Origin of the sequence: Roseimaritima multifibrata (assembly GCF_007741495.1) — a bacterium.
In the GTDB taxonomy this organism is placed as follows: domain Bacteria; phylum Planctomycetota; class Planctomycetia; order Pirellulales; family Pirellulaceae; genus Roseimaritima; species Roseimaritima multifibrata.
Genome location: NZ_CP036262.1, coordinates 837,713 through 860,097, shown reverse-complemented (window position 1 = coordinate 860,097; position 22,385 = coordinate 837,713). Strand labels below are relative to the sequence as shown.

Genomic DNA, 22,385 nt, shown 5'->3' with positions numbered 1-22,385 from the left:
CGCGTGCTAAGGTTTGTCGTTGGCGGCTTTGCGAAGCAGACTGACCGCGGTTTCAACCAATTTTTCTCCGCTGCCGGGAACCGTGGTCGAATTAGTGACTTCGTAACTGCCGCCTGCGTAGGCTGCACGATGCGGAACATAAATCAATTCAACAACGTTCGACAATTCGACAATGATTGTATTGCGAAACGGCGAGGCCTGTTTAATGGCAAGCCCTAGATCCACAAAAACCTCTCCGGGCAAGCAAACAATGGCTAGGTCATCGCCCAGAGTCATCACGGTGACGTCTACCGGTATCGAATCACCAATTCCAGCAAGCGAACGACTGAGTCCTGAAGTTATGTATTCAGTCGGATTCACGAACGGGGTCTGGTGTCGATAGTGGTCCAGGCGGATCTTTTTATGTGCGGTGACATGGTCGTAAAAATCAACTTTGCCACCGCTCTTCACTTGGTTGATGATTTCCACACCCCGCCTAACTTCCTCCGACGTCGCATCCTGTAATTTCAATGAAAGCGTTTCTGAATGGACAGCCAACCGCGGGTTAGCGATCGGCTGCAAGTCGGCAAGCTTGCCGCGAATCGATTCTGCCAACGCATTCCCAATCGCCTCGGTTGACAGACGTTTGGAGTTTTCAGGATTGTTGTGGTTGATATCACCGCAAGTTCCCGCAGCAAAAATCGAAATGAGGTCATCGGGATTGCCTTGGCGAAGACTTCGTTCGATGAAGGACGGGTAGTCGGCACTCCAGCTTCTTCCCCCAAGCGTATCCAAATGCAAAGCGAAGTTGCTGAGGACTCCACGCAGTTCGTTCGTATCAGCAGAACGGATCGCCAACAGACCGATTTCCGGATCGATCGGCCCTGCCGCCTTAACAACTTCCGAATGACTGCGAGGCAGCCAAGTACGAACACTACCGTCGCGTAATACAGAGCGACGGTTGAAGGAAACCGGTGTCTCTTGGATTGCGGCGCCGCTCGCTAAAACGACAGGCTGCGCGTTCTCAAAAGCATCCACCGCGGCCGCGACCGGCCCTGCGATCAATTTTTCGATATAGGAAGCACGTGATTCACTTTGCTTTTCGTCCCCCAGAAACAGATACAGCTCTTTTGCATAAGCCGGAGCGGTATGGGAATGGGTTGCGCTGATGACAACATGCTCACGGGGAATGCCCGTCTGTTCAGAAATGCGTTTGCGAACTTCTCCAGCCAAGTCCGTGGTGATTCCGATAAGATCGCAAACCACCAAAACACCGCTCGTTTCGTCGTCGCGAAAAACAATCGCTTTCGCTTTCAACGGGTCGACAGTCCCCAACGACAGCCGCTCGTGGTAATACCCAGCCATGGGGAAATCATTTGGCGGCGTAATATCCGCCTCGGCAATGCCTACGCGAATCCCGGGGGCACTTTTGGGCGTTTCAGAATCCTTTTCTTCGGCGAAGGCAGACGTAAAAAACAGAAGTACCGCACCGAGGGAAGCGAGCCAACACGTTCGGATGTTATGCATGATCATTCTACTAAGCAGGTTGTGACAGGTAGCGACCGACAGTGGTCGCCACGGTTCAACGTAAGTCAAGTCCGTGTCATGGACTAGCGTTTCGACGCTTTTTCAATCGGGAGCAACTGAATGGCATCGACCAATACATAACCGTTGGTGCCTTTGTTGCTGATTTCGACCGTGGTGGTTCCGGCGGCGAAATCGAATTCTCCAACCGTTTCGAACGGCGCCGAAGTCGGTTTCTTGCGTTGGTTTAGAAGGACTGTGGTTGGACCACCGGTGTGCTGAATCGTCACCGGAACATTGGTCGCTCGATTAGCGTGGCTTGAGTAAGCGACTCGCACGTCATATCGCCCCGCTTTGGGGATATCGATCTGAAAGAGGACCGACTGCTCCCCTTTGCGGCTGTCTTCATCATGGGCGTAGCCCGCGTCGACAAAAGGTCCGATGAGGTTGCCACTGCCGACAAACCCGACCTTCTTGGCTTCTGCTTCATCCATCGCGATCCCTTTCAGCGATTTCGAATTTAGCGAAGTCGCTGGAGTTTTTACCGGTCCGGTCCAAATCAAGACTTGGTCGTCCGCCAACAGTCGTTCACGTAGTTGGTCGTAGTCGACGTTTTGAACGGGTACCTTTGCGGCAATCGCCTGCATCGCGGCGGTGGCCGAAGTTTGCCCAAGCACCATAAAGACAGGTTCCATACGAATCGAACCAAAAGCGATGTGGCTAGCGCTCAGACAGACGGGCACCAGCAGGTTTTCACACTGTTCCTGCTTAGGAACAAGCGATCCGTAATCAATCGGATAGGGAGAGAACCCGCCAACCTGAACGTCTCCTTCGTTGCGTGCAAATCCGTCCTCGGTCACAAACCGTTGGACATGGTGTGAATCCATCGTATAGGCAGCCAGTGCGATCGGCCGCGGAACCGATTCACGTCCCTGGCAGTGATGTTGCGTCATGACGTAATCCCCAAGCATGCGGCGTGCTTCACGAATGTAAAGCTGCTGCTGCCAACCGTCTTCACGTTCGAATTCATCGCGACATGTTCCCCAGCGGGCAAAGTTCTTACGGATCGCCTCGGGGACACGTTCATGGTTTGCAAAAGTCCACATCAGTCCCTGCTGGTAACTTCGATGGGCATCGATGATCTGTTCGCGTTGTTCGTAGGTCGCTTCGGGGTAGTCATAGTTCTGGCCGATGAAATCGGTCGAAAACCCTGCTCGGTTGTTGGTGTCCGTTTTTCGGTTCGGCATGGAGGAATTGATCCATGACATGCCTCGTTCGCCTTGCTCGTAATTCCTCAACAGCAGCTCATACATCAGTGGTTGGTAGTCATCCGGTTTTGCAAATGGGATTCGATTTTTGGGGTGGTCGGTCAAACACATTCGAAAGCAGTAGGCTTGAACGCGATGGTCTCCATCCCCTTCGATTCCCGGGCCGGCAGGATCGATCCCAGGCAACAGACCACTGGAAGGATCCCCGGGAACAACGTATGGATCGACACCCGGGACGATCTGGTGATGGCGTGCCTGTTTGGTTTGGACGCCGTTTAGGGTTTCGCCATAGGTAGCATTGCTTTCACGCCCAACCGTGTAGTCAACTCCTGCCGCCGCCAAAAGGTCGCCTTCGTAGGTGGCGTCCATAAATACACGGCCTCGGTAGGTGTGACCATTTTCCATGCGGATCGACGTAATGCGTCCCCCCTGCATGATGGCCCCTTGAGAATGCTCGCCCGATTTCTGAATTCCTGTACGGTCAAGTTGCTGTTCATAGACAACGGGAATATCGTGCTCGCGAACCCAGTCCTCCATCACACTAAGGGCTGCATGTGGTTCAAAGGTCCACATCGCTTTCTCGTTGGCTCCGTTGCGGGTTTGCCCCCCCGATCGGTACTCGTCGACTGCTTGCCACTTCCAATTATCGGGCTGATCGTAAAAGGCTTTGATTCGTTCGTAAAATTCAAGTGCCAAACCTCCGATGGCAGCTTTGTTACCGATATCGGTCTGCCCCAACCCTCCGGTGGTCAAGCCTCCAATCCGCCGGGATGGTTCAATGACGACGACCGTCCCCCCCATTTTTCGCACCTGAACGGCCGCAGCGATCCCAGCCGAGGTTCCCCCGTAAATAACAACGTCATAGGTTTGTGGTTCTGCAGCGATAGACGACGTCGTAGGAAAACTAAACAACAGGCCGACGACAAGGACGCCGGAAAGGAAAAGATCAAGGCGGGCAGATTTCAACATGGTGGAATCGCGTTCCTTTGGAGGGTTGTAGGGAGGAAGCGTTTGATCTTAGCCGAAATCTCAACCCATTTGTTGTAAAATTGGGCACTTGACGTGAAACCAAATCGGCGTTGAATTACAGTGTTCAAGCTAGGTTTCCCTCGCTTCGCACCTTTCATTTCACGTTTGTTTTAGGATTCTTCCATGCCCCCCGTCCCGTCTGCCGATTCGGCTGCACAAGATATCATCCAGCGGACACAACAACTGCTGGATTCGGTTACCGGAGCCGACTGGAAAACCTACCAAGAATTATGTGCGACAGACCTGACCGGTTTCGAGCCCGAAGCCAACGAAAACCTGTTGGAAGGGATGCCGTTTCACAAACATTTCTTTGACCTAGCCGATGGTTCTGGCACCCCCGATAAAGTTACCACCAGCCTTTGCAGCCCACATGTGCGGCTGATCGGAGATTCAGCGGTCATTGCTTATGTTCGGATGACACAGCGAACCACAAGCGACGGGAACACCTCTATCTCGTCATGTAAAGAAACCAGAATTTGGCATCAGGATGAAAATGGTTGGAAACACGTCCATTTTCATCGAGGCTAATTCATTTTGATCGTTCATCGCTTGTAGGGCTGCTTATCAGCCACAAGCGATGGCGGACGAATCCTGTATTAAGCACATACAAGGTTTTCCCAACTGCGGAGAGTGATCTCTCCCACTTCTGTCGTTGCTGGTTGACGACATGCTTCCCACCCAAGAAAACACCAAGCCATTTTCCTTAGTTGTCGCGCGAACTGGTCGGTTGATCTGCCAGTGAGAGAATCATCGAATGAACAAACCCCAATTCGCAAGCACGCTTTTGCTGCCTGTTATCACCCTCCTGTCGCTCGGTTGCCAAAAAGCGAACGAGCGCCCCCCTAAGGACCCACGGGTGCCGGTCACGGTCGCACAACCGGTCATCAGGAAAATTGTCGAATGGGACGCTTACATCGGTCGGCTAGAACCGGTTAATTTCGTCGAAATCCGAGCTCGGGTCAGCGGGTATTTGCAATCCATTCACTTTGATGAAGGACAGATCGTCAATAAAGGCGATCTACTATTTGTCATCGATCCCCGACCGTTCGAAGCGGAATTACTGGGGGCGATCGCAGCCCAGCGGCAAGCCGAATCACAATTGCTCCAAGCCGAAGCCCAGCTAGAGGAAGCAACGGCTCAGGAAGCACAGTCCGATGCCCAACTGGAACTAGCGGGGGCGATGGTCAGACGAGCCCGCAAGCTGAAAGATCAAAACGCAATCAGCCAGGAAGAACTGGACCAAACGGAATCCAATCTTTTGCAGGCCGAAGCAAATGCGGGTGTCAGCCGAGCGGGCCTTAGCGCTGGCCGCGCGGCAATCGCCAGTGCAAAAGCGGCCATTGAATCGGCAAAAGCGGGGATTGAAACGGCGGAGCTGAACCTAAGCTATTCCCGTATCTATGCACCGATAACCGGCCGGATTAGCCGTGAAAACGTCAACCGCGGAAACCTGGTCAGCGGTGGCACTGCGACGTCGACCCTGCTGACAACCATCGCTTCGGTCCAGCCGATCTACTGCACTTTCGACACGAATGAGCAGGAGGTCCTCAAGTACATTCGATTGGCGATGTCGGGACGGCGAGAGAGTTCAAGGGTCGCCAAGAATCCCGTCTTCCTGGGATTGGTCGACGAGGGGGGATTCCCTCGCAAAGGACATATGGATTTCGTCGACAATCGCTTTGACGCCAATACCGCAAGCATGCGGGCTCGATGCGTTTTCCCAAACAAAGATGAAGTTCTCCTTCCAGGGATGTTCGCCCGAATTCGGCTCCCAGGCAGTTCGGCGTATGAAGCGGTGCTGATCCCTGATTCCGCAGTCGGGACCGATCAATCGACGCAATTTGTCTATATCGTCGAAGACGAAACAATCGTTCTGCGTCCCGTTCAACTAGGGCCGATCGTCGATGGTTTGCGCGTCGTCCGAGAGGGACTGGACGGAAGCGAATCCCTAATCATTGAGGGGCTCCTTCAAGCCCGCCCCGGTTCTCCAACCATGGCAACACAAGGTGTGATCGAAGCGGTCGAAGATGGACTTCCAAATTCCTATGAACCGCTTCCCGAAAGTGAGTGGTTAAGTTCCGAACCGGATTCCATCCCGGCTCCCTACATCAAAGGTATTCCGGATATCGATGCCCTGACCCCTGGCGTTGAACAGGCTAACGTTGAAACCCTCGATACAGATAAAGGAGTGCCTCAATGAAGTTTCCGCATTTCTTTATTGAACGCCCGATCTTCGCTTCGGTCCTCTCATTCATCATCTTACTTATTGGAGGGATCACCTATTTCACGCTGCCTGTTTCGCAGTACCCTCCAGTAGCTCCGCCAACGATTGTCGTTCGTGCCAGTTACCCAGGTGCGACGCCTCAGGTCATCGCCGATACCGTCGCCACGCCTATTGAGCAGGAAATGAATGGCGTCGACAACATGCTGTACATGGAATCGTCGTCCAGTGCCGACGGGACGATGCAGCTGACGGTCACGTTCAAATTGGGGACGAACCTTGATGATGCACAAGTGCTTGTGCAAAACCGCGTAGCGATCGCCGAATCGCGACTTCCTGATTCGGTCCGTCAGATCGGCGTGACCACTAAAAAACTGATTCCGGACATGTTGATGGTGGTCCATCTGCAGTCGCCCGATACCAGTCGCGATCAGCTGTACATCAGCAACTATGCCTTCTTGCGAGTGCGAGACGCGTTGATGCGACTGGATGGCGTAGGAGATATCCGGATCGCGGGGGGGAATGAATACGCGATGCGTATTTGGTTGGACATCGAGAAAATGACCCACGTCGATTTGACCGCTGGGGACATCGTCCAAGCCATTCGTCAACAGAACGTTCAGGTCGCATCAGGAGTCATCGGGCAACCCCCTACCGACGATACCGGCGCGTTTCAATTAAACGTGATGACCCATGGGCGGCTAATCGAATCAGAAGAGTTCGGCGACATTATCGTCAAGCGTGGCGAAGAAGGCCGCGTGACGCGTTTGCGCGACGTCGCTCGAATCGAACTGGGAGCCCAAGATTACTCTCGCTTGAGCTACCTCGACGGGAAACCTGCCGTCGCCGTGTTAATCTATCAGCGACCTGGAACAAACGCTGTCGATTCCGCAGCCGAAGTGAAGCGGACGATGGCCGAGCTGAGCAAAGATTTCCCCAAAGGGCTGGGGTATCAAATTGCCTACAATCCAACCGACTTTATCGAAGAATCGATCGCTGAAGTTTTTGAGACGTTGCTGATTACGACCGTCTTGGTTGTCCTTACAGTCTTCATGTTCCTTCATGGATGGCGGCCGACGATCATTCCGGTGGTGGCAATTCCCATCTCCCTGATCGGGACCTTCGCAGCCATGCAGTCGCTGGGAGTCAGCCTAAACACACTATCGCTGTTCGGGCTTGTCCTAGCGATTGGGATCGTGGTTGACGATGCGATCGTGGTCGTTGAAAACGTGGAACGCCTGATTGAAAAAGGGTTATCCCCACGGGAAGCGACCCACAAGGCGATGGACGAGGTTGGATCGGCATTGATTGCGACCACACTGGTACTGATTGCCGTGTTTGTTCCGACCGTGTTTGTGCCTAGTATCAGCGGGCAGTTCTATCAGCAATTCGCGTTGACGATCGCCATTTCGACGGTCTTTTCAACGTTTGTTTCCCTGACACTTAGTCCTGCACTTTGTGCGATTCTGCTGCAGCCCAAAGGGGCCGAAAAACGAGGCTTTGCCAAAGTCATCGACTTCCTGTTTGGTTGGTTCTTCCGATTGTTTAATCGGACGTTTGACATGGCTGGCAATGTTTATGCCGGGATCGTTTCAAGGTTGGTTCGGGCAACGTCGTTCTGCTTGGTCATTTATGCAGCCCTGCTGGTTTGCACCTGGTATAGCTTTGGGTTGGTCCCATCTGGATTCATCCCGCCGCAAGACCAAGGGTACTTGATCGTCAGCATTCGCTTGCCCGATGGGGCGTCCCTGTCGCGTACCGACAAAGTGACCAAACAGGTTGCAGCAATCGGTAAAGAGATTGATGGCGTCGCACATGCTGTTGGGATCGCCGGTCTGTCGGGAGCGACGTTTACGATCAGTCCCAATGCTGCTGTTACGTTTTTGCCTTTAGAAGATTCAAAGGAACGAGCGGCACGCGGGCGAGATTTGAACTCGATCATCGCCGACCTTCGACGTGAAGTCCAAAGTATCAACGAAGCCCAGATCTTCGTGATTCAACCACCGCCGGTTCGTGGGATCGGACGTGGGGGTGGTTACAAGATGTATATCCAGGACAAGAGTGGCGCAAGTGTCGAAACACTAAATCAAGTCGTTGGGACGATGCTTGCCGATGCGAATCAGCAACCCGGCCTGGCTCAGGTGTTTTCAAACTTCCGCGTTGCGGTTCCGCAGATCGAAGCGGATGTTGACCGGACGAAAGCACAAATGCTGGACATTCCGGTCAGCAATATTTTTGAAACGCTGCAGGTCTACCTAGGATCCCTGTACGTCAACGATTTCAATTTCTTGGGACGAACCTATCGCGTAACAGCACAGGCCGAACCAAAATTCCGTGACGAACCAAGCGATATCCTTCGGTTGCGGACACGAAGTGCCCGCGGCGACAGCATCTCCCTAGGATCCGTTGTCGAAGTCGAACATACCGTTGGTCCCGACCGACTGGTTCGATTCAACCTGTTTCCAGCAGCCGACATCAACGGGGACACCGTTCCCGGATTCAGTACAGGACAGTCGCTGGCGACGATGGAGGAACTGGCAGACAAAAATCTGCCCGCCGGATTCGGTTATGCATGGACCGATATCGCATTCCAAGAACGCCAAGCAGGCAACACGATTATCTTCCTGTTTCCGCTGGCAGTGTTATTCGTTTTCCTGACGCTTGCGGCCCAGTATGAAAGCTGGTCGCTTCCGCTGGCAATCATATTGATTGTTCCACTTTGCTTGCTGTTTGCCATCGTCGGAATCTGGTTCCGAGGGATGGACAACAACATCCTGACTCAAATTGGATTCATCGTTCTGATCGGGCTGGCCTGTAAGAACGCGATCCTAATTGTTGAATTCGCGAAAGCCGAAGAAGACGCAGGAAAAGACCGATTCCAAGCAGCCGTCGATGCATGCCGCTTGCGTTTACGGCCGATCTTGATGACCGCTTTTTCGTTCATCTTAGGGGTCATTCCGCTGCTGATCGCAACCGGAGCGGGCTTTGAAATGCGTCGCGTCCTGGGGACTGCAGTGTTCAGTGGAATGTTAGGGGTGACGCTGTTAGGCCTATTCCTAACGCCCGTGTTCTACGTGGTCCTAAGAAAGTTCGCCAGGCACTAAAACCTGGCGGCGTTTGCCAAATCGCCCGATGCTGCAAGTGGCTCGGGCGATTCAGGAATTGCGGATGCAATCAAATCTTCTTCCATTCGAAGGAAGTCGATTCCAAGCAAGCGGATGGTCGCGGGGGGGGGGGAACACAAGGGTTACCCGATCTGTTTCCACAGTCGCTTTATCTGATCGGGCTTGGATTAAATCCCGTCTCGTTCTTTCATGTCATCAATGCCGCCGCCGTTTTCGACATTGGTAAACCCAAGGTCTTCTAGAGTGTCCTTGGCTTTACCAGCACGGCCACCAGCGGCACAGTAAAAGATAATCTTGGCATCTTTGTCAGAGGTGACTTCACCGATCCGGTCCGCGATTTCGGTGTGTGGGATGTGGACGGCCTGTTCAATGTGCCCCCCGTCCCATTCTTCTTGGCTGCGGACATCAACGATGTAGACATCGCCATCGTTTTCGGCGGAGGCGGCGTCGCTCGATTCCACGGCAGGGGCGCTATCGTCTGCTGGCGTTGAAGGGGTTGGTTTAGTGGGCGTACAGCCGAAGGCCATTGCCAACACAAGAGAGCCGAAAATGGTTCGCATCATTGGATTACTTTTGTTTAAAGCAGGGAAGGGAAAACTAAATGGAGTGCGGTAATGGTTGCTACCAGTTTTTGCCATCGGCCATGATACTGGCATTGATTTCTAGCAGCTGTTTTTTCATCCGGTCAAGGACCTGAGGTTCCTTGCTGGCAATGTTGGTCGTCTGGCTTGGGTCTTTGCGAAGATTGAACAACTGAAAATTGGTATAGCCACCCTTTTTGATACTCGGGATCCACGCTTCTTGAAACATGTTGTTGGTGGAAAGTTCATAGTCTGGATCGGCCACCAGTGAGTAATCTCCGTCTCGAATCGCAACAATCGGGCGTGATTTCTGGAGGTGCCAAAAGAGTGGTTGATGACGGGAGAACCGTCCGGTTTTTCCGGTAAGGATTGGAGAGAGGTCGGAACCGTCCAGGTGAACGCCCTCCGGTTTCGCCAAGCCCAACAAGCCGCAGACTGTGGGAAGCACATCGGTCAAGCCTGCAGGTTCCGTTGCCGTGGTTCCAGCGGGAATCGTGCCGGGCCACGAGAAGATACCGGGGACGCGAATCCCTCCTTCCCAGTTGACTCCTTTCTTACCACGCAGGCCGCCCGTTCGGTCATTGCGATAGCTGCCATTGTCCGACGCATAGATAATCAAAGTGTTCTCGGGTTCGTCGATTTCAGCCAGTTTTTCCAGCAGCCTGGCGATTGCTTTGTCCGTGTTGTCGATGGTTCCCGAGTAGATGGCGGCTTTATCCGTTTCTTTACCATAGGTCTGGGTGATTTCAGGAGGAGCAGCGATCGGCGCGTGCGGTTCGTGAAACCAAACGTTCAGAAAAAAAGGTTCGCTGGCGTAGCTTCGGTTGTCCAACCAGCGGATAGCTTCATCGGCAACGATTTGGCAGGAGTAACCTTCCAGTTCGCCAACCGCTTGCCCATTCCGAATGAAATTGTCGGGATTCCGGTGACTAGGAATCGCGTTATTTTCGGTTGCAAACCAGTAGTCGAAACCGTGCTGATCGGGTGTCGGTTTGGCACGCTCATCCGTCGGCAATCCTAGATGCCATTTCCCGACGTGAGCCGTCGCATAACCCGCCTCCTTAAGAATCTCCGCTAAGGTAACCTCACGTTTAAGCAGATGGGAATCCTGACTGGCATCGTGAATCCAACTGTAAACTCCCGCACGAATATGATGTCGCCCGGTTAACAAAGTGGCTCGCGAAGGGGAACAAACCGCACAGCCCGAATAGAAATCGGTGAACCGCATTCCCCGAGAAGCGATTCCATCGATCGCAGGAGTTTTCACAGGACCGCCATAGCAACCAACATCTTTATAGCCCAGGTCGTCTGCCAACAAGATGACGACATTTGGGCTCTTGGCGTGCGACGCCTGTGGGAAGCACACAAGCCATAAGGCACCGAGTAACAACATCGAGAATTTCATTGGATTTCAATGCAAAATCAAAAAGGTGTGAATGCTCAAAAAAACGACGGGCGACAATCGTAGTCGATCGCCAGATGAGGGGCTGAGGGTGGTTCAATAGTGGGGCGGTTTTTCGTCCAGCATGTCGGTCTCGCCTCGCGGGGTTTCTCGCAGTTCTCGGAATTGGTTTTCCAGTCGCTGCACCACTCGGGTCAACTTGATGACCTCCATCGATTGCGTGGTCAGCACTTCATTCAACTGCTCCGAAATCCGTTGCTGATGAGCCAACTGCATTTCCAGTTCCGTAATTCGCAAATCCAAGTCAGACATCGCTTTCCTATCCGTCGTTGTTTTTCATATCAATACAAACAGGCTATTTTAGCGAGCCCTGGGGCGGCCTCGGCGGAAAATCCCTGCGTCTATTGCCGCTACTTTACCGCAACCTAGGGATAAAGAATCGGCATGGTATGATAGTGTCACCCGCCTCCGGGCGTCACCGCGATCCTTATCGACCCTTTTGACCCTCCGCCGCTCCATCCGATCCCGCCTCGCATCGACGCTAACGCATGATTTCTCGCACGCCTGCTTTATGGATACTGTTGATATTTTGGGCTGCCGCAGCAAGCCTTGGCAATTTAGCCTTTGGCCAACCAGCGACTCAAATCGACGCCGAGGCGGCGAAACAAGCTGCGATCGCAGACCGGTACGAACAATTATTGCTTCGCCGGCCCGCCCCTGGGACCGCTCTGGATCGCTACTATGCGCATCACTTGAGTGCGGGAACACTTGATTCCGTACTGCAAGACCTGCGTCCCGACGAGGATGACGACAGCCCTGAGGCGGGTCGACGCTGGCTGCTGCTTGGATTGCTTCATTTGCGGCAGGACGATACCGCAAACGCCACCACCATCATCCAGCAAGCCGAACAACTTCTTCCGTCCAATCCGACCGCTAGTTATCAACTGGCATTGCTGCTGGGAAAACAAGGCGACCGCAAAGGTGCCATCGACGCTATGCGACGAGCTCTCGCCCGCAACCCTTCGCGCAGTGAGCAAGTTGCGATGGCCCTGCTGCTAGGGGAGTGGCTCTACCTCGAACAACACGATGACCAGGCCGAGGCCGTTTGGTCCGACCTGCGCACATCCTTCTCGCAGGATCCCAGCGTGCTTGCCCGGATTGCCAAGGTGATGGTCGACCAAGATCGACTGGCAGCGGCGATTGATCAATACCAACAGCTTGCCGGAATCGTCTCTCCTGTCGAAGCCATCCCCCTCCGCCTGACTACCGCCAGGCTGCTAGAACGCAATGGACAGGCAGACCAAGCCAAACAAACTCTGCTTGAACTGCTTCCCCAGGTTCGTCCCGGAAGCTGGCTTGCCGAACAAATTCAAGACCAACTGGAAGCGATGCTGCTCGCAGACGGCGGCTACCAGGCATTGGCCGATTTCTATGCGGTTCAAATGGTTGACTACCCTGAAAACCTGGACTGGGGAAAACGTCTAGGGCAGGTTCAAAACCGGCTTCAGCAGTATGCCGCAGCGGAACAAACGCTCCGCACCTTATTACAGCGATCTCCGGCGGACACGGTCGTGCGCGAAACGTTGATCGAAACATTAGAACACCAGAACCGCTGGGCCGAAGCGGCTGCACAATGGGCCGTACTAGCTGCCCAGCCCGCAGCCCCTGCCGACACATTTTTAGAATGGGGCGACGCGCTTTTAAAAGATCATGAACTCCCCCTGGAACAACGTCGCGACAACGCTGCGAAAACCTGGCAGTTGCTAGCCGATCACCGTCAGTCGGATGCACTGATTCAAATCCAGGTTGCGGATCGATTAGCCAGAATCGAAAAATTCCAGGAAGCCGAATCTCGCTTCCGATTGGCGATTCAACTGGATCCAAAAAACTCTCTGTTCCATGAAGAACTAGGACAGTTCTTCGATGACCGGAACCAACCTGAAAAAGCCCTCGAAGCATGGCAGGGAATCGCAACGGCGGACAACAACAGCGCCACCGCGTTGCTTCGTTTAGCCGAGATCCAAGATCGCTTCGGCTATCTGGATGCTTCTCTGAAAACGTTCCTCCGCGCCGGCCAGTCCGAACCACTAATCCTTCAGCAACGACTGACCATCGCCAGCCGTTTATTGGCCGCAGGCGAAAACGATACGGTCGTTGAACAATTAGATGCGGCCCAAGCGGAAGCCGATTCCGAAGTTGAAATCGATCGTGTATGGGAAACACGAATTGCCTGGGCAGAAGCTTTTGATCAATTGCCAACCATGATTCAAACGGCCCGTGAGACAACCGATCTATCGTCGGCACCGCCCACGGAAATCCTCCGCTATGCAACCCTGCTAGAAACCGCCGGACGGCCGTTCGAAGCGATCGAGGCCTTGGAAACAGCAAGCCAACGCCCCGTCGAAGAAAGCCCTTTACTTGAGCGGCTTGCCCAGCTGTACGAACAGACGGAGCAACTTCCGCTGGCGATCGAAACGCTGCTCCGATGGCAACAACTGGACCCTCGCATTGCCCCCATCGCGTTGCCGCGAATCGCTGACCTGCACATGCGGCTGCAACAAACCAAAGAAGCGACCGCAATCCTGAAACAGGTGGCCGAACAACAAGCAAACAATCCCAATCCCTGGCTGGAACTTGCAACCCATTGCTTTGAAACCGACCAATCGGCCGCAGGCTATGAAGCATTGAACCGAGCCGTTTCGGCGGCACCTCGCAGCCCCGCACCACTCGGCCAGCTGGCCAATCAATTTGGACGCGACTTCCGCACCGATGAAGCGATCGAAACCTACTGGAAACAGTGGGACCTGCTTGAGGACGAACATGCGAAACTGGATACGATCGCAGCCCTATCGCCGCTTTATGATCGTCGTCAACAACTTCCGCAACTGCTGGAACAACTTCGCACTAGATTCGCCGAAGAGGCTCATGCGAATGCAAACCTTGCCTCGCAATTAGCGACAGCTCTTGAAGTCGCCGGTGATCCTGGGAACGCATTACAAACCCTGCTTCCTGAACAGATCGAACGCCCTCACGACATTCCATTGCTGCGATGGATGGTCCAATTAGCCGAGCGTAGTGGAAACCTGGAACAAGAGCTTTCGTTAACCCAAGCCTTGCTGGAAAGCGATCCCAGCCCGCAGACCGAACGCCAGTGGACCGATCTACAAGTTCGTGCCGGACGTTTCCCCGAAATCTTAGCTCGCGCGTCGCAGCTGGCCGGCAGCCAAGACGATTTTCAACTGCAACGGCTTCTGCGCAGATTGATCGAAAACAGGCATCCAGAAACCGCCGCAAAGGTATGCCAACGAGCTTTGGAAGTGAACCCGAACGTTCACACGGTACGTCTGTACCTAGCCCTACTACGACTCGATCAAGACCAACCGGCTCCGGCAGAAGCGATCGCGGCGCTCAAGCCGCTCCTTGATGACAACACCCCATCGAATGTTCCGATCGAACAAGCGGTTTTGCAACAAGCTATCGTGATTTCTGCGATGCCTCCGCTACCGCACCATGAATGGGGGATGTTTGCAGCCGGCCTGCCGGACTTGGACTCACACCAAACGAATTTTCTTAGCAAGGTGCTAGCCACCCAAATCAAGGTTCAACAAGAATCCTCCCAGCAATCGTTAAGCGACCTCTTGGGGCCCCTGGCCACGACCGCTGGCATCGAATCCTGCTTGGACCCGAACCGTCTCTGGGAAGCCTATTTTGCTTGTCGAATCTATTTCCAGAAATATCCCAGCGAGCCACTCTCCACGCGGCCCGAGGATCACCAACTCGCTTTTCAGATTGTTTTTCGACTTGCACAGTTGGCAGATCCAAACGGCGAAAAATTCGCTCTGGAAGTCATCCGGCATCGAGCTGCCGCCAGCGGTACCGGTAGCCGCAAGACCGATTTCTCTGCGGATCATTGGCCTTTGAGCCCGCCCCAATTGCAGTGGCTGGAAAGCACCATGATCGACAGTGAGGATGTTTCGACGATCATCACGGTCAGCCGAGAATATGACATCGCTGGCGACCCAGAATCCGCCGACCGTTTGCTGACGCCCCTGAAACGACCGAGCGAGGTGTCACAGTATGCCGCTGCAATCGATGTTCACTTGGCCGAGGGGACCGCTCAGGCAATCCTGGATCAACTTCCCCAATGGCGTTCGGAACTACGTCACATAAACCGTTCCAGTCTGATCGAAGCGGGCGAGCTATACCGTATCAATGCAAAACTAGCGAACGTCCTTTCAGGAACGGAACAGGTTTCCAACGAAGATCGTTTTCAAATCCTGGCGACCATGCTCGCATCCGAAGCGGCTGCGAGACGCGTTCGTTCCGATTTCCCGGAACGTTGGAATCAACCGCTGGCCCGCGTCTCGCTGGATGGTGATAACCAGACCTACGCGGCTTCTCCGTTACTCGGTCGCCCCTTGGCCGCGGCCTGCATCCCCTTGCTCAATTCGGTCAGTCCAAACGTGACAGTCGAAATCGGACGGCTGTTAACCGCACCCAACCCAGAAGTACCGGAGGACGAACAAAAACTGCGACAAGCCCTCGCTGCGGCCCAGCAAAACTGGATCGCGAAACCCGATCGAGGAGAATCGGCGCGGCTGCTAGCCGACCTGGCCGCCCAATTCCCGATGGATGCTGAACTTCAGATCGCCAGTGGCCTGCAGTTCGAACGACTTCAGCAACACGACCAAGCGATTGAACGGCTAGAAAACGCCCATCCCAAGCATCCTGTCTTGCTACGTCTGCAGGCTATCACGGCGCTCCGGCTGGCAGGCTATACCGACGATCCAGTCCGAGGGCAAAAAGCGGGTCAAGCACTTCGCCAAATGGCCCTCGACCCACAAACCAAACGCATCATCACCGGCCAGCTGAAACGATTGAAATTAGATCCATTGGCCGATCAATTTCTTTCGCTGACCACGTCCGCCGCCGACCACCACCCACTACCACTGCAGCGAGCACAAACCTTTCTCGAAGACGGAGATTTAAAGGCTGCCAGCGAAGCTGCCTACGACGCGCTCCGAATCGCGGATGCAAATGAGCGACCTCAGGCTGCCGCAATCCTGAAACAAACAGAGCGGCTGTCCGCTGTAACGGAACAACTAGAGAAGCGACTGGCCAGCAATCCCTATGTTCCTTCGCTTGTGGAACAATTGGCTGTCCTGGAAACGATGGCGGGGAACCTTGATCGTGCAGCCGAACTAAAAGCCCAACAACAACGCCTACTACGTGACCGGCGAATCAATTCAGGCGACGCAGCGATCGAACTTGAGAGCGCCTTAAAACTTGCTGCCCAGCGCAACTTCACCGCCGCCCTGGAGCATTTCCTGAATGGAATGGCTCTGGATGCGAGCGTTATTGAACCGCAATTCACAGCCTTTATTCAAGCCGCGCAGCAAGCCCAACAGTGCGATCAAGTCTTCCACGCGATCACTCAGTGTGACCTATCAACGGTCTCAGCCGCCGGGCTGAAGAGCCTGTTTGACATGGACCCACAAGGCATCGAATCGCCGACGAAAGAGGGACGCAAATTCCAAGCCGCGATGCTTCACCGGGCGACGGTCGAACAACTTGGCGCGGTCCTGCTTGAACTGCGTAAAAAGAATCGTTTGGCAGAGGATGCGAACAAAATTGCCCAGCCAGCGATCGAACGTTTCTTTGCCGAACAGGCATCTTTCCGGCCCGACGCTCCGGTTTGGAAGACCGGTTTACCAAATGCGGATGGCCACTTTTTCGGAAGTTTGAATCCGATTTTCGAAAGCCTACAACAACGTCCTGAATTAGCGGAGATCGCGACCAAGGCCAGCAAGCTTGCCGTCGCAGAACCATCGACAAAAGCGATCGCCAGTGGCTGGCTGGCGATCTTGCAACCACAAGACCCGAATGCGGTAAACACCCTTCGAAATGCCATTGAAAACCCGCAGGGTGCGCTATCAGGAACCTGGGCTTGGCAATTAGCACAGGTTACCGAAACGATCCCGGATTTCCCTCAAGATCTTACCGCGGCAATTTACCGAACCGCACGGGACGCATCAAACCTGAATGACCAATTCCGGGGAACCGCCGGCGGTGTCGCCGCCAGTGGGTTTGCGTTTCTAAAAGAACACGATATTGCCAAGGCACGAAATTGGTTGCTGGAAGAATTCCAAGCCGTCCCTCGACGACAATTGACCGACGAACAGCGTACCAGCGAAGGAAAGGCGATCGCACTGCGGTTTGAACAACTGAGATTTCCTCTCGATGCATGGCGAACGAAAGAACGATTTGGGATCCCACGCTCACAGACGATTGAACAACGACTCGCTCAAGACAGCCAGCAAACCGAAACGATTCAGTATCTAGAAATTGCTTTCTCACCGGACTCACCCCGCGCGGCAGACAAGACGATCGATCCATTGCTGACGCTTCGTCCCAGGATCCAGCAAGGACCATGGCAAACGTCTCTAGCGACCTGGACCATCGACCACATGTCGAAAACCGAAGAAGGTCGAAAAGCTTTGTTGCAGTTGGATCAACAGTGGCAAAACCGATCGAACGACGAAGCGGACTTGGCGGAGAACAGCATTCGTTACCTACTGGCAGCGGCGATCCGTAGGGTGGGACCCGCCCCTGAAACCGTCACCGATTCAGAACGTCATGCACTTGCTGCGATTGAACAAGCAATGCAGCAGGAGCAACCGACGTTGCCCACTGCGATGATGGCCTGGAGCGTTGCCAATGTGGCCATCCAATCGCCAGCGACGCGGCCTGCGGGGATCGCACTGCTTCAGCAAGTCAGCGCTGCAGCGGAACAGGCAAGCGACAACGACCTCCTATCCGCCAGCTTGGTTTTACTAATCGCACACGCCCAATCGGAAGTCCGTGATTCCGCCGCAATGCAACTGATGGAAGTCGTCCGAAACCTGCCATCGGAAGACGTTGAAAAATCATCGATTGGCATCCAGCGAATGCAAACAAGGCTGACACTCTCGGCCGCCGCTCGGGACGCTGGCGAAACGTCGATTGCGATCGAAGCAATGCTTCCGTTACTGGCCCAATTGCGAAACTTCCAGCCTGACAGCCTGCAAAATCGATTACCTGAAATCGAGGCTCAGGCCATGCGAGATTCGTTTGCAGAACTGACTGCGATCTTGGCGGCGACCGATCCCCAACAGCGGTTGGCACTATTGGATCCTATCTACGACCAAATTGCATCTTCCGACCCGACGGTTCCTTGGACGTTGATGGTCATTCCCACAATCGGTGCAGAAACGGAAGGAACATCGATCACTCCCGCCAGCCTGCTTGGTTTGCTGGCCGAACAAGACATTCCCGAAAATCTTTATCAACAATGGCTGGCCGAAATCGAAGTCCGCCGTCAAACCGGAGCTTTAGCGGACATTGTAAAAGCCACATTGCTGATCGGTTCAAAATCGCCCAACGCGGCTCAGGCAATCGACGCCATGCTGGAGAGTACCGGGGAAGAATTGCCTTCGTTAAACGAAGCCATCCAACGTGTCGAGCAACGTCCCGCATGGACTCAATCGATTCAGAATCAAAAGAACCGCCAAGGACGCTGCCAACTTGCGGACCAGCTACTGATCCCACTATCGATGCTCGCAGCCGATTCGGATACTCAACAAGCGATCGACCGCGGTCTTGTGCGAATCGCGGCGATGCTGGCCAGTGACCAGGGGATTGTCAACTTGGCCCGACCTCAAATCGAAGCCTTGCTAAAGAAGATCAGAGAAAACTCCAAAGACGCCGCATTGAAATTGCAAGCGGAACAGATTCAGAAATCTCTTTAGGCGGGGTTAAAGAGAAGCATTCCACGGTGTATGGCTGAGCAGGTTACGACGGGGTTGCCCGCCGCGAAACTTGCTTGCCGGTGAGGAGGGAGTACGAGTACTGCTTCGCTGAGGGCGAGCGCGGCTTGGGCTCTATGCGGTCTACTTTCTTAGCGGAACGGCGCGAGCCGTCCGGCACGAAGCTCATAAAAACCCAACGCCCGGCCGGACGGCTCGCGCCCTGCCGCTAAGAAACTTGATGGTGGCAAACAGCGAGGTGCTAGTTATTTCGCCAACTGGTTTTCGACCGCTTTTTCGATCCCTACGTTGGTCATGAACAGATCGGAAACGTTTCCTTTCCGATCGATCAGAACAACAAATGGAAACGAGGTGACGCCGGTCTGAATCGCGATCGGATTTTCGATCCCCTGTTGCCTTGGGTCGGGGCTTCTCAGGCTAGGCCAATCCAGTTTCACTTCACGTTCAAAATGGTTTAGCGACTGGTCTTGAAAATCGACGTTGACGCCGACCAAGGCGAGATCATCGCGATGCTTGTCACGCAGGGTTTCCAACTGACGAAATACCGAAATCGATTCCGGTTGCTCGGCAGCCCAGATCGGCATCAAAACCACTTTCCCGCGATAGGCTTGCCAGTCGAAGACAGCTCCTGAAGTGTCCGGCAAATTGACCTGTAGAGGCTTTCCGATAATGTCCGTACGGGCTTTGTGCATACGAAGAACAAGCTGTTGTTCATCACGCAGCATCGGATCCTGAACGTTCTCAAATCCGGTCTGAATCGTTTCGTAAGTCGCGTTCGCAAACTGATCCAAAGAAGTCACCTCAAAATGCAAAGCCGCTTCCGAAAGGTATCTTAGCACCGCAACGTCGGCCCCTTCTTGAACCAGTTGCTGCGCGGCCCGTTGCCACTGGGCAACCGTCACGTTCTCATCTTGCTCTAGATCTCGGCGGAGTGCATCCATCACATCAAAACGTTCGGAACCCGCCAGATCCGCAGCAAGCGCTTGAATGTTTGGATCGGGATGTTTTTCGAAAGCGCGCACCATCAAATCGCGAACTTCTCGTGCCGCAGCCGAATAGCCGTACTGCTTCAGACCGGTCAGGGCCTGTCCCATTGTCATCAGAGCTGGCATGTCCAAAACGGTCGCATTGTTTGCTAACTGCTGCATCAAATCGATGACCGGCTGCGGATCGTCGGCCGACTGCAGATCCTCCATCGCAAATCCGACCAATACCAATCGACTTTCCACCGCCAACGTCGGGTCGGTACTCTGCGACAATTCCTCTGCGTACGCTTTCAATTGAGGTACCGCCTGCAAATCGCCCAGGGAAACCAGATGGGAAAGAGCCTGCAATTTTCCTCGCTTGCCTTGTTTCAGGGCCTCTGGAGGCAAACTGCCATCTTCGGCAAGCCTAGAAGATGCTTCCAACTTCAGTTGCGACAATCGCTTCAGTTCCTTCTGGACGCCGGCGTTGGTCTTTAAATCGGTTTGCAATGTCGCCACCAGTTGCATGTTTCGGTCGACCTCGGACAGAAACAACACCAGCTCTTTGGGATCTTCCGTCGCTGGCAGCTGCAACCGCGACGCCGAGTTATCGGCAACCGAAGGCGGATCAGGCGCTGGCGAGGTCGGGCCAGCCGACGCCGAATCAGCAGAAGAGGGGCCAGCAGGAATTGGAGCCGCGGCCGTGCCTCCCTGCGTTTTACCCGACTGACTATTTGAAGCAAGTGTTTGAGCCGATTGCGTCATCGACGAATCGGGGTTATCCCCGGGCTCTTCCACCAATCGATCCGAAGAACTGCAACCGACAATCGCCAGCCCCAGCAGCAATCCTCCCAGGGAAAACCGGGGCGAACGGAAACAAGATCGAATTTGCGAGCTTCGCAGGATCGTCATTGAAATTCAAACCAATGTAAGGAACATCGCCAGCGGACTATTGTTTTGGCCACTTCCTCAGTTTTAGCAGAAAACGCGAAACCCGACGTGTGACAGGCCTGTCGCAAGATTCGAAACCACGGAAATGGCGTCCCCGTTCGCAAATCGACTGTGAATTTAAGTTGACCGACTTCGCTAGCGTTCCTTCTGCGTAGCAAAAGCAACATCAGCGGACGCCTCTTTCGCTCAGTGAAAGGCGACACCCAAAAATTCACAGCCCAGAAACAAAATGGAGACACGGATGGAAACAACAGCCACAAGCACCCTATCGCCAGTATGGGGAAAGGAGGACTAAACTGTTTGTTAGGAGAATATACTCCGTATTCCCAGTTTTGTCCCCGGTTGATTTGAGTCTCGCATGCGTCCTGGACCGCAAGTTTCGTCTCGAGCCCTCACGCTCTCGCTGATGGGAGCTTCATTGTTAACCCTAACGCTACTGGTGCTTTACTCTCTGTTCTATGGCAGCGGTCACGACAATCCGCTTCCGGTGCAAGTCACCCTAGATCGGAGGCCCGTTGAAGCCCTAGGGGGCCGAGGCGCCGTATTGACCGAAGTCGTCGTGGTCGAAAACACGGCCGATTTCGACCTTCCGCTGCTGACACTAGATCTGAACGGGCAGTATTTTCTCTACCAGGCATCGCCGCTTAAATCGGGCGAGACCCTTGTCTTACCGCAGGGGATTTTCAAAACCAAAAGCAACCAGACGTTTGTCCCCGGGCGTTACCCGATCACCGAAGTAAACGTCACCGCCCAATTGCCAAGTGGAGCAAGAGGCGTCGCCGAGGTCGGATTCCCCGAGAAATAGAGGCGGACGCGCTCAGCCTGTTGCCGCCGAAAGTGGCTTGGAGGATTGCAAATCGGGCATTTGCAAATTGCACGTCCGTAGCGGGAAATGTAGAGCAATTATCGTTTTTTTTGCCACCAATATCTTTCTCGTTCTGTTCTGTCGCCCGCTGGGCTTTTCTTTTCGCGCTCTCCACTCCGGCGGCTCACACCGCCGGCAAGTATCTGCCGCCCTCCGGGCTACCAGTTCGCGTCGCCGCATTTAGGTTAATCGCGTGCTGCAAATTCATTGCGAGGTCGGATCCCATTGCTTTCCAGCAGGCAATGGGCGGTGCCGAGTTTCCTCGAACCGCTTTGATTCCCCGCCGCTATCTGGAACCTATTTGAAAAAACTGAAAATCAGCGTGCCGACGGTGATGCATCCCAAGACGACCATCAACAGGTTTGGCATTACCTTGAACTTCTTCAGCAGTGAAGGGGCAAACTGGCTAAGCAACAGCAGCGAAACAGCCAACCCTAGAATGGTCCCTGCGGTGCTGCCTCTCGAAATTAGAAACGCGGAGAGCAGAAGGAGTCCGCCAGTGATGCTGCCCGCGATCAAAGACGCCCTGCTTGCCGCTTTGACATAGCCCATGACTCCTCCAAAGACGACAAAAGCTCCAAAGATGGCTGTCACGATTACGGGAAAATCCACACAAGTCTCACTATTTCAATTACGAAGTAATGGCAGAAACGATTCAGCGGACTAGAAC

The 22,385-nt window shown here is 54.1% G+C and carries 12 protein-coding genes; 5 read left to right on the top strand and 7 right to left on the bottom strand.

The genetic code is table 11. From position 1 onward, the window contains the following. Positions 1 to 6: 6 nt before the first annotated feature. The gene (locus FF011L_RS03260) at positions 7 to 1,506 is read right to left on the bottom strand and encodes a neutral/alkaline non-lysosomal ceramidase N-terminal domain-containing protein (RefSeq protein WP_145350129.1); all 1,500 of its coding nucleotides are present in this window, start codon (positions 1,504 to 1,506) and stop codon (positions 7 to 9) included. 83 nt (positions 1,507 to 1,589) lie between these two features. Then, positions 1,590 to 3,740: an FAD-dependent oxidoreductase gene (locus tag FF011L_RS03255; RefSeq protein ID WP_145350128.1), complete on the bottom strand. Its 2,151-nt coding sequence runs from the start codon at positions 3,738 to 3,740 to the stop codon at positions 1,590 to 1,592. A 183-nt stretch (positions 3,741 to 3,923) separates the two neighbouring features. On the opposite strand from FF011L_RS03255, the gene FF011L_RS03250 reads away from it, so the two are divergent. The 3 genes from FF011L_RS03250 to FF011L_RS03240 all read left to right on the top strand — a co-directional run bounded on the left by FF011L_RS03250 (position 3,924) and on the right by FF011L_RS03240 (position 9,125). Beyond that, positions 3,924 to 4,328 carry a DUF4440 domain-containing protein gene (locus FF011L_RS03250; RefSeq protein WP_145350127.1) on the top strand — a complete coding sequence of 135 codons (405 nt, stop codon included), beginning with the start codon at positions 3,924 to 3,926 and terminating at the stop codon, positions 4,326 to 4,328. 226 nt (positions 4,329 to 4,554) lie between these two features. Further along, a complete protein-coding gene (locus FF011L_RS03245; protein ID WP_145350126.1) occupies positions 4,555 to 6,000 on the top strand; it encodes an efflux RND transporter periplasmic adaptor subunit in 1,446 nt (481 codons plus the stop codon). Then, positions 5,997 to 9,125: an efflux RND transporter permease subunit gene (locus FF011L_RS03240; protein ID WP_145350125.1), complete on the top strand. Its 3,129-nt coding sequence runs from the start codon at positions 5,997 to 5,999 to the stop codon at positions 9,123 to 9,125. The genes FF011L_RS03245 and FF011L_RS03240 overlap by 4 nt, the downstream gene beginning before the upstream one ends. Positions 9,126 to 9,313: 188 nt before the next feature. Here the strand turns inward: FF011L_RS03240 and FF011L_RS03235 are convergent, their stop codons facing one another. The 3 genes from FF011L_RS03235 to FF011L_RS03225 all read right to left on the bottom strand — a co-directional run bounded on the left by FF011L_RS03235 (position 9,314) and on the right by FF011L_RS03225 (position 11,441). Then, on the bottom strand, positions 9,314 to 9,709 hold the full coding sequence (locus tag FF011L_RS03235) for a rhodanese-like domain-containing protein (protein WP_218932987.1): 396 nt from the start codon (positions 9,707 to 9,709) through the stop codon (positions 9,314 to 9,316). 58 nt (positions 9,710 to 9,767) lie between these two features. Further along, positions 9,768 to 11,132: a sulfatase family protein gene (locus tag FF011L_RS03230; protein WP_246109699.1), complete on the bottom strand. Its 1,365-nt coding sequence runs from the start codon at positions 11,130 to 11,132 to the stop codon at positions 9,768 to 9,770. Positions 11,133 to 11,225: 93 nt separating this feature from the next. Continuing rightward, complete coding sequence (locus FF011L_RS03225; RefSeq protein WP_145350124.1) at positions 11,226 to 11,441, bottom strand: SlyX family protein; 216 nt, start codon at positions 11,439 to 11,441, stop codon at positions 11,226 to 11,228. A 236-nt stretch (positions 11,442 to 11,677) separates the two neighbouring features. Between FF011L_RS03225 and FF011L_RS03220 the strand changes: the two genes are divergently transcribed. Next, entirely contained in the window at positions 11,678 to 18,916 is a 7,239-nt protein-coding gene (locus FF011L_RS03220) for a tetratricopeptide repeat protein (protein ID WP_145350123.1), read from the top strand. Between the two features lie 263 nt (positions 18,917 to 19,179). Here FF011L_RS03220 and FF011L_RS03215 read toward each other — a convergent pair whose 3' ends face one another. After that, positions 19,180 to 20,811: a TlpA family protein disulfide reductase gene (locus tag FF011L_RS03215; RefSeq protein ID WP_145350122.1), complete on the bottom strand. Its 1,632-nt coding sequence runs from the start codon at positions 20,809 to 20,811 to the stop codon at positions 19,180 to 19,182. Between the two features lie 397 nt (positions 20,812 to 21,208). Between FF011L_RS03215 and FF011L_RS03210 the strand changes: the two genes are divergently transcribed. Continuing rightward, complete coding sequence (locus tag FF011L_RS03210; protein WP_145350121.1) at positions 21,209 to 21,655, top strand: hypothetical protein; 447 nt, start codon at positions 21,209 to 21,211, stop codon at positions 21,653 to 21,655. 357 nt (positions 21,656 to 22,012) lie between these two features. On the opposite strand, the gene FF011L_RS03205 is transcribed toward FF011L_RS03210, so the two are convergent. Further along, on the bottom strand, positions 22,013 to 22,327 hold the full coding sequence (locus FF011L_RS03205) for a TMEM14 family protein (RefSeq protein WP_145350120.1): 315 nt from the start codon (positions 22,325 to 22,327) through the stop codon (positions 22,013 to 22,015). Between the last annotated feature and the right edge of the window lie 58 nt (positions 22,328 to 22,385).

What these genes read in the sequence shown, in the direction of transcription:
- FF011L_RS03215 (WP_145350122.1), bottom strand. Translation starts at nt 20,811, where the DNA reads ATGACGATCCTGCGAAGCTCGCAAATTCGATCTTGTTTCCGTTCGCCC.
- FF011L_RS03235 (WP_218932987.1), bottom strand. Translation starts at nt 9,709, where the DNA reads ATGATGCGAACCATTTTCGGCTCTCTTGTGTTGGCAATGGCCTTCGGC.
- FF011L_RS03255 (WP_145350128.1), bottom strand. Translation starts at nt 3,740, where the DNA reads ATGTTGAAATCTGCCCGCCTTGATCTTTTCCTTTCCGGCGTCCTTGTC.
- FF011L_RS03250 (WP_145350127.1), top strand. Translation starts at nt 3,924, where the DNA reads ATGCCCCCCGTCCCGTCTGCCGATTCGGCTGCACAAGATATCATCCAG.
- FF011L_RS03210 (WP_145350121.1), top strand. Translation starts at nt 21,209, where the DNA reads ATGCGTCCTGGACCGCAAGTTTCGTCTCGAGCCCTCACGCTCTCGCTG.
- FF011L_RS03230 (WP_246109699.1), bottom strand. Translation starts at nt 11,132, where the DNA reads ATGAAATTCTCGATGTTGTTACTCGGTGCCTTATGGCTTGTGTGCTTC.
- FF011L_RS03260 (WP_145350129.1), bottom strand. Translation starts at nt 1,506, where the DNA reads ATGCATAACATCCGAACGTGTTGGCTCGCTTCCCTCGGTGCGGTACTT.
- FF011L_RS03225 (WP_145350124.1), bottom strand. Translation starts at nt 11,441, where the DNA reads ATGTCTGACTTGGATTTGCGAATTACGGAACTGGAAATGCAGTTGGCT.
- FF011L_RS03240 (WP_145350125.1), top strand. Translation starts at nt 5,997, where the DNA reads ATGAAGTTTCCGCATTTCTTTATTGAACGCCCGATCTTCGCTTCGGTC.
- FF011L_RS03220 (WP_145350123.1), top strand. Translation starts at nt 11,678, where the DNA reads ATGATTTCTCGCACGCCTGCTTTATGGATACTGTTGATATTTTGGGCT.
- FF011L_RS03245 (WP_145350126.1), top strand. Translation starts at nt 4,555, where the DNA reads ATGAACAAACCCCAATTCGCAAGCACGCTTTTGCTGCCTGTTATCACC.